Source organism: uncultured Jannaschia sp., from assembly GCF_947503795.1.
GTDB lineage: Bacteria > Pseudomonadota > Alphaproteobacteria > Rhodobacterales > Rhodobacteraceae > Jannaschia.
In genome coordinates this window covers 1-15,616 of record NZ_CANNEZ010000002.1, presented here as the reverse complement: position 1 = coordinate 15,616, position 15,616 = coordinate 1, and the positions used below count along the sequence as shown (strand labels likewise).

Sequence of the window (15,616 nt, the reverse complement as noted above, 5' to 3'; positions counted from 1 at the left end):
GAACACGCTCGGGGTGAAATGGCATCCGAATAGCCAATTTCGGCACCGCAAGAGGTGCTCCGGGTTCCGCGCGTCGTTCAAGCCGATCTTCGACCCCGCGTCATGGCACCACGGTCACGACCGATGTCGGGCAGCATCGGCATTTCGTTATCCCTTTCGAGCTGGGCGAGCGCCTGGGCAAAGGCCAGCGTGTCGGCACAGATCTCGCGCAGACCGTAACGCGGCGCAAAGCCCAGCACGTCCCGGATCCGCCGGGCGTCGGCGACGATTTCCGCGATGTCGCCGTCACGACGGGGGCGGCGGACGGTCGGGATGGGGCGGCCCAGCAGCGCCTCCATCGCAGCGACGGCTTCTAGCACCGATACGCCACGCTCGCTGCCGCAATTGAGGGTGACCGAGGGCCCGCCCCGCTGCAGATGGTCGAGCGCGCAGAGATGCGCGCGCGCGATATCGCTGACATGGATGAAATCGCGGATCGCACTGCCATCGCGCGTGTCGAAATCCGTGCCGAAGACGTGGAGTTCGGCTCGCCGCCCTGTCGCGACCGCGCAGAGCCGCGCGATCAGGTGCGCCGCATCCGCGTTCCGTTGGCCAATCCGGCCCATCGGATCAGCGCCCGCGACGTTGAAGTAGCGCAGGATGACGTGGCGCAGGCCCTGCGTGTCCCGCACAGCCCGTTCGGCGGCGAGCTTGCTCGCACCATAGGGGCTCAGGGGGATGGTCGCGCTAGTCTCCGAGGCGCGGGGGGTGTCGGCGCCATAGACCGCTGCGGTCGAGGACAGGATGACGTCGGGGATCCCATGGGCCCGGCAGAGCGCCGCCAATCGCGCCGTCTTCATCTCGTTTTCCAGAACGTAGAGGTCGGGATCCGTCATCGACTCGGTGACCGAGATCCGGGCCGCGAAATGAACCACCGCCGTGACGCGATGTTCGCCCGTGATCCGCGCCAGCAGCGCGGGATCCGCGACATCGCCCCCGTAGAACGGGACCGAAGGGTCGATCGCGTCACGATGGCCCGACGACAGGTCGTCGAGCACGATGACGGGGCGCCCCGCATCGCGGCAGGCCAGCACGAAATGTGCGCCGATATACCCGCATCCGCCGGTGACGAGGATCATGGCCTACCCGAACTTTCCGACGAGGCTGGAATCCCGGACGCCCGTTGCGTCACGGGCCCGCAGAAGGTCGATCGCGCTGGCGACGATCACGGCCAGATCGCCCCGGTCGGGCGCGGGGCCGCCCGTTGTCAGCGCGGCCTCTAGCCGCTCCGCTGCGGCAAAGATCGCGCCATAGCCCATCGTCCCGCTGCTGCCCTTCAGGGTGTGGACCCGGCGGATCAGATCGGCACCGGGGCCGCAGCGGGATCGGGCGAGATGCTTGACCTCGCCGAGAATCGCGTCGACCTCGACGCTGGTGCGGGCATGGTGCCGATCGAGCAGGGCGGAGATTCGGTCGTCCATGGGGCCGGTCTAGCGGCAGGTGATTAACAGCCTGCAAACGCAGGGATAATAACTGTCCGGGCTGCATTCTGACGGCGGTTAGGGAAGTAGAAACCCTCGGCGTCCTAGCGTGCCCCGCAATGGACCTTTCGGCGACAGACGACTTCGAGGACGGCCGCCCCGTGCGTCCGGTCGACGTCCTCCTGGTGGAGGACAGCTCGGCGATTCAGGACCTGATCGAGCTGATGCTCGGGGCCGCCGGCCATCAGGTTACGATCGCGGGCAGCGGGGCGGCCGCGCTCGAGGCGCTGGCTACGGCCGAGTTCGACGTCGTCCTGTGCGATTTTCATCTGCCCGACATCACCGGCCTCGACGTCGTTCGCCGCTTCAAGGAGAGCGCGGGCACGCGCCCGCAGCCGAGCTTCGTGGCGATCACCGGCGATGTCCGGGGCCTGCTCGCGGATCGCGCCAATTGCGAGATGTTCGACCGCGTGGTCGCCAAGCCGCTTGATATCGATCTGATCTGCGAATTGGTCGAGCAACCGCGCGGCGCCCCCGGCCCGGCCGCGCCGCCGATGCCCGCCCCGGCCCGAACCGCGATCGATACGCTGGGCTTGGCTCTCGCGGAATGGCCCCATGCGGCGGGCCCGGCCTGGGCACCTGGCCTCGATGGCTATGACGCGATCCTCATACGCGAGGCGGTCGATCTTCCGCGTCTGTGGTCCATTCCGGGCGTGAACCTGATGCCCGTGCTCGACGCGACCGGCCAGCTGGAAGAGAGCGCCGATCTCGACGTTTCGACCATCGCGGGGCTCGATGCCGGGCGCATTTCCGCGCTGGTCGACGTCTTTCACGACCGCCGCCGCGAAATCCATCCCGACATCCTGCGCAGCCGCGACGCGGCCGATCGCCTGCTCTGTCGCCTGCATCTGGCCGGGGGCACGCTGACGCCGCGGTTGTCGAACGCGCATGACGGGCTGGCGGCGTGGAATACGATCGCCGATCCACGCGATATCGACGCGCTCCTAACGCGGCTCAGCTCCGACGAGCTCATCTCGACGACCTTCTACGAGCGGCTGCATGCCTGCCCCAACTGTCGCTCCGGGCATGTCGTCGTGCGTGAGGAATGCCCGACCTGCGCCTCCTCCCATCTCGATGATGACAGCTATCTGCACCACTTCCGCTGCGCCTTTCAGGCCCCCGAGGGCGACTTCCGGCAGGGCGACGACCTCATCTGCCCGAAATGCCGCCGCGAGCTGTCGCATTTCGGACGCGACTACGATCGACCCGGCACGATGATCCGCTGCCACGCCTGCGGGAACGTCACTTCCGACGCGGTGGTCGCCTTCATCTGCACGGAATGCACCAGTCGGACCGACGCCGACCGCATGCCCGTCCGCGATATCATGGCGGCCGAGACGACCGAGGCCGGGCGCGCCTATCTGCGCGCGGGTTCGTCCTATCTGGGGCCGGGGCGGACCGCCCTTCGCTTCGGGGATTTCCCGTTGGAGCTGACAATCGCGCTCAACCGCGCGGCCCGGGACTACAACGACGCGAAGACGCCCTTCGCGCTGGGATATATCCGCTATGACCGGCTGCCGGATATCGAGAGCGCGCGCGCCGCGCGCGACACGCGACGTCTGTGGCTCGAGACGTTTCAGCGCGCACTGGGCGACCGGGCCTTCGTCGCGAAGGGGCGGGCCAACGACTTCTTCCTTCTTTACGAGGCCGACAGGTCCGCCGTCGATGACGTGGTCGAGCGGGCGCGCGTTCAGGCCAACGGCGTCGTCCGCCACGATCTCGGCTGTCAGTTCGAGCTCTTCGGCCCCGAGGATCTCGGCAATTGATCGAGCTTGCGTCCGCCATCGCCTATCTCCGGGCCCAGAGCTTCGACAGCCTGCTTGCGCTCTTCTGGTTCGTCGCGATCTTCGAGCTGCCGCGCTACGGGATCCCGTTCCTGCTGACGGCGCTGACGCCGGGCCGCACCCGTCCGTCGGCCGAGTTCGAGGGCCGGGTCAGCGTCATCATCGCGGGCCACAGCGAGGAGCGCGCGATCGCGGCCTGTGTCCACGGTCTCGTCGAGCAATCTCGTCGCCCCGACGAGATCGTCGTCGTCAGCGACGGATCATCGGACGCGATGCGGCGTCGGATCGCCGAGCTTCGCGCCGAGGGTCTGATCGACGCGGTTCATGCGACCGACCTGCGGTCCGGCAAGTCGGCGGGCACGAACATGGCGGCCCGCCTGAGCAGCGGTCAGATCGTCATCAATGTCGATTGCGACTGCTCGTTCGATCGTCACGCGATCCGCAATGTGCTGCGCCCCTTCGCCGACCCGGCCGTTGGGGCCGTCTGCGGCAACATCCTGCCGCGCAATACCGATCGGAGCCTGATCGCGCGGTTCCAGGCGATCGAATACGCAATCTCGATCTCGCTGGGCAAACAGGCCGGCGACCGGCTCGACCAGATCACCTGCGTGTCCGGCGCGTTCGGGGCCTTCCGGCGCGATGCCTACGACGGGGTGGGCGGGCTCGATGCCGGCGGGGGCGAGGATCTGGACCTCACGCTCTCGCTGCGCCAGGCCGGATGGGGCATTCGCTTCGCCGCCGATGCGATGTGCTATACCGATGTGCCCGCGACCCGTGCGGCCCTCACCGGCCAACGTCTCCGATGGGAGCGTGATGCCGTACGGCTGCGATATCGCAAGCACGCGCGCATGCTGAACCCCTTCGCGTCCAGCTTCCGCGTGTCAGAACTGGTCCACGAACTGGAATTCCTCGTCTTCAACGTCGTCGCCGCGGCGGCGCTGCCCGTCTATGTGCTCTGGCTCTTCGCGATGTACGGCGCCTCGGCGTGGATCGTGATGGGCGCGGCCCAACTGGGCCTGATGGCGCTCGACCTGCTGGTCTTCATCTTGGCCGCATCGCGCACGCCGAAGCTCGACGGGCTGTCCCTCCTGCCGGACGTGCCGGGGTACAGCCTCTTCTCGATCTACATGCGCATGGTGCGGCTGGCCGCATATCTGCAGGAATGGATCTTCCGTAGCTCCTACGCGGACAATTACGTGCCCGAGAAGGTGCACCGGGTTCGGGGCTAGGATGCTGCGTCGCCTGAAAACCCGACCGCGCGCAGATGCGATGGTCAACGCCCCGCCGCCGAAGCGGCGCAACCTCGATCGCACGATCTACCTGATCCTGCTTGCCGTGTTCTTCGCGGCCTTGGGCAACTACCTTCTGGGCGAGCGGCTGTTCCTGCGCGCCGACGGGATCGTCCTCAAGAATCGCAGTGTGATCGCCGCGACCGCGCTGGTTCGCGTGACCGAGGTCGCCGTGGCGCCGGGGCAGACGGTCGCGGCCGGCGATGTCCTTTTGCGCGCGGAATCGCTCGACGTTCTGGGTCGGCTCGCGGAATTGTCGATGCAGGACGCGGCCTTGGCCGAGCGTCAGGCCACGCTCCGGTCCGAACGCGGCGTCGTCGAAAGCCGCCTTCCCGAAGCGATCGACCGGCTGGACACCTATCGCGATCGCCTGGCGCAGATCCTCGCCTATCGGCGCGGCGTGCCGACCTTGCGCCGCGAGGCCGTCGAGACGGAGGTCTATGCCTCGCAGGCCGAGGTCACGACGCTCCGCGCCAGCCTCGACGGCCTCAGCCAGGAGATCGAGGCGGTGGAGTCTGCTCGCCGCCATGCCGAGGGCGCCATCTCGAAGCTTCGCACGCATTATGCCGAGGGGCGCCATCTCGCCGGGGTCGACGGCATCGTCGGCGGGGAGGTTCCCGCGCCCGGCGAGGTCTATCTGCCCGGCGAGCCGATCCTCGTCCTGCTCTGGGGCGACCCCTATGTCCTCGCCTACCTCCCGAAGACCTATCTCTTCGCGATCGAGAACGGCGACCGGGTGCGTATCTCCAGCGGACAACTGACGCATTTGGGTCGGATCGAGGCCATCCTTCCGGTGTCGCAATCCATCCCCGACGAGTTCCGGACGGCCTTCCGCCTCGACGAAAGCAAGCAGCTCGCGCGTGTCCGCCTCGACCCCGCGGCCCCGTTCCCGGTGCAGTCGACAGTGCGGATCTCCAGCGTATCGGGCGTCGGCGCCACGCTGCGGCGCGGGCTCGCGCGGCTTTTCGGGCGACTGGGTTTCGATAGCGCACCAATTGAACGCGCCGCGGCGCGCGGCGAACCTCAGGACGGGGCGGTCGCGGCGCGCCACAGCTCCGTGACCTGATCGGCCAGCGTCACCGGATCATAGGGCTTCGAGATGATGCCGACGGCCCCGAGCGCGCGCAACTCCTCGCATTCCGCCGGAAGCGCCTTGGCCGTCATGAAGACCACGGGGACCTCCGCCAGAGCCTCCGTCCGCGTGATGTGCCCGAAGAGGGTCTTGCCATCCATTGCGGGCATCATCACGTCAAGCAGGATCAGGTCCGGGGCAAACGCCTCCAGAGCCGCGAGGGCCTCTGCCCCCGAAGCATAGGTCTGGACGGTGAAGTCCGCGAAGCTGGTCAGCGCGATTTCCGTCAGCTCGCGGATATCGTTCTCGTCTTCGACATAGGCGACGCGAAGGGCGGTCATGAGATCATTCTCGTGCTGCGGGGCGGCTTGGGCCCATGCCAGGTCGTCGCGCGGACGGCTCGGCCCCATCGCACCGCCGCCATCGTCAGACACGCGGTCGAACCAAAGAACCTCGGGCCCATCCGAAGATCGGCGCCATCCTGGCGGGGCCGATGCTCGGGAGAAGCCGAAGGGACCGGCCCATAGCGGTCTCGGACGGCGCTACTGTGCGGCATGGGAGGCGTCCGGCGTCGCGATAGACGCGTCGTGTCGGGCCAGCTCGGTCGCGAGGGCCGCACCGAGGTCGTCGAGGCTGTAGGGTTTCACCATGATCGTGACGTCGGGATACCCGTCGAGCGCGCTTTGATCCGTGCCGTACCCCGTGGCCAGAATGAACGGAATGCCCGCGGCGTGAAGGCGCTGCGCTACGCCGATGGACACCTCGTCGCCGAGATTGACGTCGAGCACCGCGCATTGGATCGACGCCTCGTCCATGACCTTCAGCGCGACGCGGACCGAACTTGCGATCTGCACGCAACGCGCGCCCAGCTTGGTGAGCTTCGCCTTCGTGTCCATCGCGATCACGATATTGTCCTCGACGAGCAGGAGTTCGAGCCCGTCGAGCGGCGCCGGCGCGGATGGCGGCGCCTCCGGCGCGGGCGCGGGGGGCTGCGGTTGGGCACGACCCGGCGAAGGGGCGGCCTCGCGGCATTCCGCGTGTGGAGCCACCGTCTCGAAATGGGACGCGGGCACCGCGAATTCCGCGACAAGGCCCGAGACGTTGAAGCGGACGTCCGACAGGCCCTGCAGGTCGAACGGGATCGAATGGTTCAAGATGGTCGAACCGAAGCCCTCGCGGGTGGGGGCCTGCACCGCCGGGCCGCCCTGCTCGACCCAGTGGATGACGTAGGCGCCGGTGCGGTCGATCCGGCAGGAGAGATGGATCCGCCCGTTTCGCGACGAGAGCGCGCCGTATTTCATCGCGTTGGTCACCAGTTCGTGGACCACGAGCGCCAGCGTTGTGAATGCCTGCGGCTCTAGCCGGACATCGGTCCCATCGAGGAGGACGGCATCGCCGTCGTTCTGGGTGTATGCGGCGATTTCCGCCTTCACGAGCTGGAAGAACGACGCCGCGGCCCAGTCCTGTTGCGTCAGTTGATCATGGGCGCGGGCCAGCGCCTGGATGCGGGATTCAAGGTTCGCGACATAGGTTTCGAGCGACGGGTCGGCGCGGTTCGCCTGCGAAACGATGCCGCTGATGAGGCTGAGGATGTTGCGGACCCGGTGGTTGAGCTCGGCGATCAGAAGCTCCTGCTTCTGGCGCAGATGCCGGGCGGTGCGACCCGCCTCGTCCGTGACCTTCAGCACGACTTCGAGGAGCGAGTGGCGCAGCGTGTCCGCGATGCTCAGGTGTCTGTCGGTCCAGGGCGCGCATCGGCCCCGGATGTCCTCCTGCCAGGCCGCGAAACTGGTGCGCGGGCTCAGGCACGGTTGCCCGTCGATATGGGTCACCGCCTTCTCGGGGCGTCCCGCCCAGGTCACCGAGCGCCGCACCTCCGCACGAAAGAGCACGATGTAGTCTCGTGGACTTCGAGAGATCGGCAGGACGAGAACTCCGGCGACGCGATCCGAAAGTGCGGCCGCGCCGGCATAGCGCTCGGCCAGGTGGTCGGTCGCGAACACGTTCCCCATTGTCGTCGTGTTCAGGAAACGGACCAGCCGCATGAACTCGTCTTCGCTGGGCGCGGCCCCGAGAGAGATGTAGCGGTCGTCGGAGAAGATGGCGATGCCGTCGAACTCGATCAGCTCGTGGATCTCGTCCGCCAAGTCGGCGAAGCCGTCGAAGAGGCCGAGACCGTTCGAGACACGCAGCATGATGCGGTCGTGGAGGGCCTTGGTATCAGACACCTCTTCGCGGAGTTCGGCATTCAGGCGGTCGGCGAGTTCGTAGGCAACCAGCTGCGTGAAGAGTTCGATCGCGGTCCGCCGCTCGTAATCCACGTATCGCGGGGTGTCATGATGGCAGGCGAAGAGACCCCAGAGCGCGCCGTTCTGGATGATCGAAGACGACATGGACGCCCGCACGCCCATGTTGCGCAGGTATTGCAGATGCACCGGAGACACGGCCCGCGTGACCGCACCCGAAAGGTCGATCGTGTCGCCGTTCGGGCATCGGGCCGGAACGATGTCGAGCACCTCGGCATCGACATCGGCGATCAGCCGGAGATGGTTCTTGCGGTAGAGCGCGCGCGCCTGTTTGGGAATGTCGCTGGCCGGATAGCGCAGGCCGAGAAAGCTCTCGACGCCGGGCGCCGCCGCCTCGGCGATGACGTGACCGCTGCCATCCGGGCCGAACCGGTAGACCATCACCCGGTCGAAGCCGCAAAGGCCGCGCATGGCACTGGCTGCCGCGCGCAGCAGATCGTCGGGATGGTCCTGCAGGCGGACGGTCGCAAGCAATGTCTGGACGAGTTCCATGTCGTTGCGCGGCGCAAGATCGGCCTTCTCTTCGAACTCATAGATGAAGCCGCGATTCGTCGGATGGATCGAGATGTCGAAGAGGCGCCCATCCTCGAAGAGATCGGCTCCGAACACGCGGCAGGCCTGGTTGCTGGCGTTGAGGACCTGCGTGCGGCCGCGCAGCGTATGGGCGACGGAGTCGGTGAACAGCGCGGCAAAGGGCGTGCCGATGATGTCGTCGGCGGGGACGCCAAGAATGTCGGCGACGTTGCTGGAGACGTGCAGGATCAGCCAGTCGGCCGAGATCGCGATGAGGCATCCGAACGGCTGCACCCGCGCCAGGAGATGGATCGGCTCGCGGTCGCATGAGGTCAGTTCGAGGTCGCGCGCGCTATCCGGCATGGCTGAGATCCGATGGGCTGCGCCGGGCAGCATGGGCGTAGATATCGAAGATGCGCCCGGCATCGGCGACGACGCGGTCGGACATGTCCCCGGTGGCGGGGGTCGCGGCGAGACGCCGGCAGAGCGCCTTCCAGAGCGGGGGCGCGAAGGGCGTGGTCAGGAACCGGCTGCTGGTGCGGACGGGGGTCCGGGGCAGGGCGGCCCATCGCCGATGCAGAAAGGACATGCCGATCTGCGAGCCCCAGACCGCGTAGCGCAGCGCATCGGGATGGAGAGGCCCGCCCGCGGTCGACGGCGGCGCGACAGGCGGGTCCGCGCGACCGAGGCGTCGCAAATCCTGGCGGATGCGTCCCCGCATCTCCGCAATATCGCGGCGCACGTCTTCGCCGGACCGATGGTCCGCGCGCGCGTCGAGCGAGGTCAGCGCGTCGAGATGCGCGGTCAGGAAATCCTCGTACCGCCCCGGCTGGACGATATCGTAGGCGCCGAAGCGTGCGTCCACGTCCGCATGGGCAGTGCGGGTCTCGTGGCGGAGGCGGTCTCGCAATGACATCGTATCGGCACCCGTTCGACAGCGTGCCGGTCTTCTAGCGGGCCATCGCCTAAGGCTCCGTTAAGGGCAGGCCGTTTCGTAGCACATTCGTTGCGGCTTCAGATCTAGGCGTCAGGCAAGCCCAGTTCGGCCAGAACTTCGGCCGTGTCCGCCCCGAGCGAGCGGGGACCGGTTGCGGGGACGGGGGTCTGGCCGCCGATGCGGAACGGCAGGGTGGGAACGGCCGCATCGCCCATGGTCGCGAGAAAGCGGCGCGCCGCGATCTGCGGCATGGCCAGTGCGGCGTCGAGCGTCTGCAGGCACGCGGCAGGGACGCCCGCCGCCCGGAAGCTTCGCTCCCAATCCGGCGCGTCGCGAGGGGCAAGCGCGTCGATCAGGGCCGCGTCCATCGCTTCGGCATGGGTCGCGCGCGCGGCCCGATCGGCGAAGTGCGGATGGTCGAGCCACGCCTCGCGGCCGAGCGCGACTGGCCGCGTTGCCGTGTGCCGATTATGCCGGGATCGCGCCCGAACTGACCGCGCGGCTGCACGACGTCGTGGTCGATCTCGGCGGTGCGATCAGCGCCGAACACGGGATCGAACGCTTCAAGGCCGCCGAACTGGCGCGTCTTGCGCAACCGTCCGAACTTGCGGCCATGCGGGCGATCAAGGCAGCGCTCGACCCGGGCGGGCTGATGAACCGCGGCGTGATCTTCGCGGCGGGCGCGGAGGCCTCCGAGCCGGGGCCGGCATAGATCAGAAGGTCGCACCGGGTGGCCGCCCGGTGGTTCCCTGCGCGAGGATCGCGCGCGGGCCGATCCGTCAGGGGGCGGCATCGAGGCGGCACGGGTCCGGTGGCATCCCTGCCCAATCAGAGCGCCGAGGCTGCGATCAGCTCCTTGGTGTAAGGATGCGAAGGCGTCATCGTTCGCAGGCGATCGACATCCATGACCTCGACGATCTCGCCGCCGCGCATCACGGCCAGCTCGTCGCACATATGCCCGATCACCGGCAGGTCGTGGGAGACCATCAGGTAGGTCAGGCCGCGCTCGGCCCGGAGATCCGTCAGCAGGTTCAGGATCTCGGCCTGCACCGAGACGTCGAGCGCCGATGTCGGCTCGTCGAGGAGGAGAACGTCCGGTTCGCCGGCCAGGGCCCGCGCGATGGCCACCCTCTGACGCTGGCCGCCGGACAGTTGATGCGGGTAGCGGAACCGGAAGCGCGGCCCGAGCCCCACATCCGACAGCAGCTTCGGCACCCGCCGGTCGATATCGGGGATGCCGTGGAGTTGCAGCGTCTCGGACAGGACCTGATCGACGGAATGGCGCGGGTGCAGCGACGCATAAGGGTCTTGGAACACCATCTGGACCCGCTTGAAGAAGCTGCGCTGCCGCTTGGCGCCGACGAGTTCGTTGCCTTCGATCGCGATCCGTCCCGTCCAGTTCGGCGCAAGCCCGGTGATGGCGCGCAGGATGGTGGACTTGCCCGACCCGCTCTCGCCGACGAGGCCGAAGCTCCGCCCCTCGGGCACCGTGAAGGTCGCGCCGCGGACGGCTTCGACCCGGTCGGCCCCTTCGCCGAACCAGACATCCAGCCCCTCGATCTCGATCGCGTTCATGAGGGCGCCGATGGCGCGTCGGCCCAGGCCGCGTCGCGTTGGAGAACCGCGAGCTTCTCGACCGGGCGGTCGAGGCGGGGCAGCGCGTCGAGCAGGCCGCGCGTGTAGGGATGGGTCGCCTCGTGCAGGCGCTTGGCATCGCAGGTCTCGACTACGCGGCCCGCATACATGATCAGCACCCGGTCGCAGAAATCGGCGACGAGGTTGAGGTCGTGGCTGATGAAGATCAGACCCATGCCGCGATCGCGCACGAGATCGTCCATGATGGTCAGCACCTGCCGCTGGACCGACACGTCGAGCGCGCTGGTCGGCTCGTCGGCGATCAGGATCTGGGGGTCGGGGATCAGCATCATCGCGATCATGATCCGCTGACCCATGCCGCCCGAGACCTCGTGCGGGTAGGCGCGCATCACCCGTTCGGGGTCGTTGATCGACACGGCATCCAGCATCTCGACCGCCTTGGCATGGGCGGCGCGGCGGCTGCCTTTGGCGTGCAGGCGGTAGGCCTCGATCAGCTGGTCGCCGACGCGCATGACCGGGTTCAGGCTGAACTTGGGATCCTGCATGACCATGCTGATACGCTGGCCGCGGATCTTGCGCATCGCCGCCTCGTCCAGATCCGGCAGATTCACGCCGTCGAGCGCGATGCGGTCGGCCTCGACCTGACCGGGCGGGCGGATCAGGCGCAGGATCGCGCGGCCGGTCATGGACTTGCCCGACCCGCTTTCGCCGACGATCCCGAGGCGTTCGCGGCCGAGCGTGAAGGACACGCCGCGCACCGCTTCGAAGAGGCCTTGGCGGGTCGGAAAGCGGACGTGGAGGTTCTGTACGTCGAGCAGGGGATCGGCGCTCATGAATGGCCCCCGCTCTTGGGGTCGAGCACATCGCGCAGCCCGTCGCCCAGAAGGTTGAACGCCAGTGAGACGGTGAAGATCGCGAGGCCGGGGACGGTGGCGACCCACCAGTGGTCGAGGATGAAGCGACGCCCCTCGGCGATCATGGCGCCCCATTCGGGGCTGGGCGGTTGCGCGCCGAGGCCGAGAAAGCCCAGGCCCGCGGCGGCGAGGATGATGCCCGCCATGTCGAGCGTGACGCGGATGATGAGCGACGAGATGCAGAGCGGCCAGATATGCTTGGTGATGATCCGGAGCGGGCCCGCGCCCTGCAGGCGGATCGCGCTGATGTAGTCCGAGGAGCGGATCGTCAGCGTCTCGGCCCGCGCGATCCGGGCATAGGGCGGCCACGCGGTCAGCGAGATGGCGATGACGGCGTTCTCGATCCCCGCGCCGAGGGCTGCGACGAAGGCCAGCGCCAGCACGAGGCGGGGAAAGGCGAGGAAGATGTCGGTGATCCGCATCAGGACGGCGTCGACCCAGCCGCCCGTATAGCCCGCGACCGTCCCCACGAGGAGGCCCGCGACAGGTGCGATGAGGGCCACCAGCGCCACGATGTAGAGGGTGATCCGGCTGCCGTAGATCAGGCGGCTGAGGATGTCGCGCCCAAGGCTGTCGGTGCCGAGGAGGTGGCCGGGCGTGCCCAGCGGTTGCAGCCGGTTGCCGAGATCCTGCGCCATCCAGTCATGGGGCGCCAGGAGCGGCGCGAAGGCCGCGATGGCCAGCAGAAGCACGAGGATGCCCAGCCCCACCATCGCCAGCGTGTTCGACCGGAAGTTCAGCCAGCCCTGATAGATCGCCGCCGCCTTGGCCTGCCGGCGCGAGGCAGGCGTGTCGGAGGTCAGCCAGGCGCGCCCGCCCGCGTCCGTCGGGGTGGCATCGCTCATTTCGACCTCGGATCGAAGACCCGGTAGAGCAGGTCGGAGAAGATGTTGAGGCAGATGAAGATCAGGCCGACGACGACGGTGCCGCCCAGCACCGCGTTCATGTCCGCCGCGAGAAGCGCCGTGGTGATGTAGCTGCCGATGCCGGGCCAGGCGAAGATGATCTCGGTCAGGACCGACCCCTCCAGAAGGTTCGCGTAGCTGAGCGCGATGACGGTAATGAGCTGGACGCGAATGTTGCGAAACGCGTGGCCCCAGATGACCGACCATTCCGACATGCCCTTCACACGGGCGGTGGTGATGTATTCGGCGCTGAGCTGTTCGAGCATGAACGAGCGCGTCATGCGGCTGATATAGGCCAGCGAGTAATATCCCAGAAGCGAGGCGGGCAGCACGATATGGCTGAACGCGTTGCGAAAGACGTCCCAGTTTCCAGCGATCGCGCTGTCGACGAGGATCATGCCGGTGCGGTCGGGCACAATGTCCTGGTAGAAGATGCCCAGCCGTCCGGGCCCTCCCACCCAGCCGAGGATGCCGTAGAAGATCAAAAGCCCGATCAGGCCCAGCCAGAAGATCGGCATCGAGTAGCCGACGAGTGCGACGACCCGGGCGATCTGGTCGATCCAGCTGCCCTGCCGGACGGCCGAGGCGACGCCCAGCGGGATGCCGATGACGATGCCGATGATGACGCCGATGGTCGCCAGCTCCAGCGTGGCGGGAAAGACGCGGGCGATATCCTCGGCCACGGGGCGGGCGTTGAGGATCGACATGCCGAAATCGCCGCGGACCACGTCCCAGACATAGATGCCGAACTGTACGATGAGGGGCCGGTCGAGCCCGAGCTGCTGGTAGACGGCGTCGTATGTCGATTGCGACGCGCGCTCGCCGACGATGGCCAGCACGGGATCGATGGGCATGACGCGCCCGATGATGAACGTCACGAAGAGAAGGCCCAGCATCGTGGCCGCGATGGAGCCCACGGTCTTGAGCGTGCCCGTGAACCACGGCGCAAGCGGCGCGCGGCGGCGGGGTTCTGGGTCGGAAACGGCCATGGCTGGTCCTCGGACGGATGGGGAGGCGCGAGGCGCGCGCCTCCCCGGTCTGGTGGAACGATGGGCGCTTATTCGCCCTTCGTTACGTTCCAATACGCGGCATTGGTGATCGGCCCGCCAAGCGACAGGTTGTCGACATTGTCCCGAAGCCCGATCTGCTCGGTCAGCTGGAACATCACCGCGAAGGGCGAGGTCTCGCGGAACTGGGCCTGGATGTCGCGATACATCTGGGCGCGCATGTCCCGGTCGGGCTCGATCACGGCGGCGTCGACCATCTCGGTCAGCCCGCCGGTGTCCCAGCTGTTGCGCCAGGCCAGAAGGCCGGTGGCGTTCGCCTCGTCGGAATTGTCCGGGTTGTAGGCGAAGGTGCCCGCGTTGGTGTGCGGATCGGGGTAATCCGGACCCCAGGCCCCGACATAGAGGTCGAGTTCGCGGGCGCGGTAGCGGGCCAGGATCTGGGCCGAGGTGCCGACGGTGATGTTGATCGTGATCCCCACCTGCGCGGCCGCGTTCTGCAGCGCCTGCGCGATCTCGATCCGCTCCTGCGCCTCGCGGACACCCAGCTCGATCTCGAGGCCTTCGGGCACGCCCGCCTCTTCGATCAGGGCGCGTGCCGCCTCGACGTCGTAGGTGAACGGGTTTTCGTCCACGGCCCCGAGATAGGTCCGGGGCAGGAAGTTCTGATGCGTCGTGTAGGCGCCCTTGAGGAACGAGTTCTCCATGCCCTCATAGTCGATCAGCATCTTGAACGCCTGCCGCACCTGCGGCTTCGACAGCTCGGGATGCTTCTGGTTGAGCGCGACATACATCAGCCGACCCCGCAGCTCCTCGGCGATCTCGACGCCCTCGGCCCCGGACGCACCCTGGATGTCCTCGGGGTTGAGGTTCCGGGCCACGTCGATATCGCCCCGCTCCAGCAGCAGCCGCTGGCTGGCGCTCTCGGTGACGTGGCGCACGATCACGCGCTCCATCTCGGGGGCGCCGAGATAGAAGTCGGGATTAGACTCGAGCGTCAGGCTCTCGTTGGGCTTCCACGAGACGAGCTTGTAGGCGCCCGAGCCCGCGGAGTTGGTCTTGAGCCAGGTGTTGCCGAAATCGCCGTCGACCTCGTTGGCCATCACCAGTTCCTTGTCGACGACGCCGCCGATCGTGGCCGTGAGGCAGTTCAGCACGAAGGATGTCGCGTAGGTCTGGTCGGTGGTGATCGAGATGGTGTTGCCGTCGGCCACGATGGTCTGCTCGACGTTTTCGGGGGTGAAGCCGAATTGCTTGAGGATGAAGGCCGGGGTCTTGTCCATCAGCACCGCGCGGCGCAGCGAGAATTCGACATCCTCGGCCCGGATCGGATTGCCCGAATGGAAGGTCAGCCCCTCGCGGATGGTGAAGGTGATGGTGCGCCCGTCCTCGGACACCTCCCAGCTCTCGGCGATCTCGGGCTGGTAGCCGGCCTCGAGATCGTCGGGGAACAGGTTCACCAGCTTCATGTAGATATTGCGGCTGGCGTCGGAGCCCTGGATCTCAAAGCTCTCGGCCGGATCCAGCGATGTCAGGTCGTCGATGCGGTGCGCGATGACGAGCATGTTGTCGGGGGTCTCGGCTATCGCGATCGTGGCCGTCCCGGTCAGGAGCGTCGCCGCGAGGCCCACCCCCGCGAGGGTGCGTGTGAACAGGTTCATTCTTTCTCTCCTTGTCGTTGATCGCGGCCGGGGTCTTCGCCGCCCCAATTCCGCTCCAGAAGCCGCAGCCAGTTGCCGTGGCAGATCTTCTCGATAAGCGCCTCGCCGTAGTGGT

General features: G+C 67.5%; 14 protein-coding genes and 1 pseudogene. 4 read left to right on the top strand and 11 right to left on the bottom strand.

The genetic code is table 11. The features are described 5' to 3' along the window. Positions 1–77: 77 nt before the first annotated feature. Entirely contained in the window at positions 78–1,118 is a 1,041-nt protein-coding gene (galE, locus tag Q0833_RS12550; protein WP_298435228.1) for a UDP-glucose 4-epimerase GalE, read from the bottom strand. Between the two features lie 3 nt (positions 1,119–1,121). After that, on the bottom strand, positions 1,122–1,460 hold the full coding sequence (locus Q0833_RS12545; RefSeq protein WP_298435226.1) for an Hpt domain-containing protein: 339 nt from the start codon (positions 1,458–1,460) through the stop codon (positions 1,122–1,124). Positions 1,461–1,579: 119 nt separating this feature from the next. On the opposite strand from Q0833_RS12545, the gene Q0833_RS12540 reads away from it, so the two are divergent. From Q0833_RS12540 to Q0833_RS12530, 3 genes are read left to right on the top strand one after another with little or no spacing between them, the layout of a single operon-like run. Continuing rightward, entirely contained in the window at positions 1,580–3,286 is a 1,707-nt protein-coding gene (locus Q0833_RS12540) for a response regulator (RefSeq protein ID WP_298435223.1), read from the top strand. Then, a complete protein-coding gene (locus tag Q0833_RS12535; protein ID WP_298435220.1) occupies positions 3,283–4,533 on the top strand; it encodes a glycosyltransferase in 1,251 nt (416 codons plus the stop codon). The genes Q0833_RS12540 and Q0833_RS12535 overlap by 4 nt, the downstream gene beginning before the upstream one ends. A 40-nt stretch (positions 4,534–4,573) precedes the next feature. After that, positions 4,574–5,659, top strand: coding sequence for a hypothetical protein (locus Q0833_RS12530; protein WP_298435217.1), 1,086 nt, complete (start codon positions 4,574–4,576; stop codon positions 5,657–5,659). On the opposite strand, the gene Q0833_RS12525 is transcribed toward Q0833_RS12530, so the two are convergent. The 4 genes and pseudogenes from Q0833_RS12525 to Q0833_RS12510 form a co-directional block, all read right to left on the bottom strand. Further along, entirely contained in the window at positions 5,617–6,006 is a 390-nt protein-coding gene (locus tag Q0833_RS12525; RefSeq protein WP_298435214.1) for a response regulator, read from the bottom strand. The two genes, Q0833_RS12530 and Q0833_RS12525, sit on opposite strands and share 43 nt — an antisense overlap. A gap of 201 nt (positions 6,007–6,207) precedes the next feature. After that, positions 6,208–8,847, bottom strand: a complete 2,640-nt coding sequence (locus tag Q0833_RS12520; protein ID WP_298435211.1) for an HWE histidine kinase domain-containing protein — start codon at positions 8,845–8,847, stop codon at positions 6,208–6,210. After that, entirely contained in the window at positions 8,837–9,400 is a 564-nt protein-coding gene (locus tag Q0833_RS12515; protein WP_298435208.1) for a biliverdin-producing heme oxygenase, read from the bottom strand. Before Q0833_RS12515 ends, Q0833_RS12520 begins: the two co-directional genes overlap by 11 nt. Positions 9,401–9,504: 104 nt before the next feature. Continuing rightward, positions 9,505–9,855: pseudogene (locus tag Q0833_RS12510) on the bottom strand (CoA transferase); the annotation flags it as partial. 20 nt (positions 9,856–9,875) lie between these two features. Between Q0833_RS12510 and Q0833_RS12505 the strand changes: the two are divergent. Beyond that, on the top strand, positions 9,876–10,133 hold the full coding sequence (locus tag Q0833_RS12505; RefSeq protein ID WP_298435205.1) for an FAD-linked oxidase C-terminal domain-containing protein: 258 nt from the start codon (positions 9,876–9,878) through the stop codon (positions 10,131–10,133). Between the two features lie 116 nt (positions 10,134–10,249). Here the strand turns inward: Q0833_RS12505 and Q0833_RS12500 are convergent, their stop codons facing one another. The 5 genes from Q0833_RS12500 to Q0833_RS12480 form a co-directional block, all read right to left on the bottom strand. Continuing rightward, complete coding sequence (locus tag Q0833_RS12500) at positions 10,250–10,996, bottom strand: ABC transporter ATP-binding protein (protein WP_298435202.1); 747 nt, start codon at positions 10,994–10,996, stop codon at positions 10,250–10,252. Then, positions 10,993–11,850 (bottom strand): ABC transporter ATP-binding protein, encoded by an 858-nt coding sequence (locus Q0833_RS12495; RefSeq protein ID WP_298435199.1) that lies wholly within the window; start codon positions 11,848–11,850, stop codon positions 10,993–10,995. The genes Q0833_RS12500 and Q0833_RS12495 overlap by 4 nt, the downstream gene beginning before the upstream one ends. Then, positions 11,847–12,776, bottom strand: a complete 930-nt coding sequence (locus Q0833_RS12490; RefSeq protein ID WP_298435196.1) for an ABC transporter permease — start codon at positions 12,774–12,776, stop codon at positions 11,847–11,849. The genes Q0833_RS12495 and Q0833_RS12490 overlap by 4 nt, the downstream gene beginning before the upstream one ends. Further along, positions 12,773–13,825 carry an ABC transporter permease gene (locus Q0833_RS12485; protein ID WP_298435193.1) on the bottom strand — a complete coding sequence of 351 codons (1,053 nt, stop codon included), beginning with the start codon at positions 13,823–13,825 and terminating at the stop codon, positions 12,773–12,775. The genes Q0833_RS12490 and Q0833_RS12485 overlap by 4 nt, the downstream gene beginning before the upstream one ends. A gap of 68 nt (positions 13,826–13,893) precedes the next feature. Continuing rightward, a complete protein-coding gene (locus Q0833_RS12480; protein ID WP_298435190.1) occupies positions 13,894–15,501 on the bottom strand; it encodes an ABC transporter substrate-binding protein in 1,608 nt (535 codons plus the stop codon). Between the last annotated feature and the right edge of the window lie 115 nt (positions 15,502–15,616).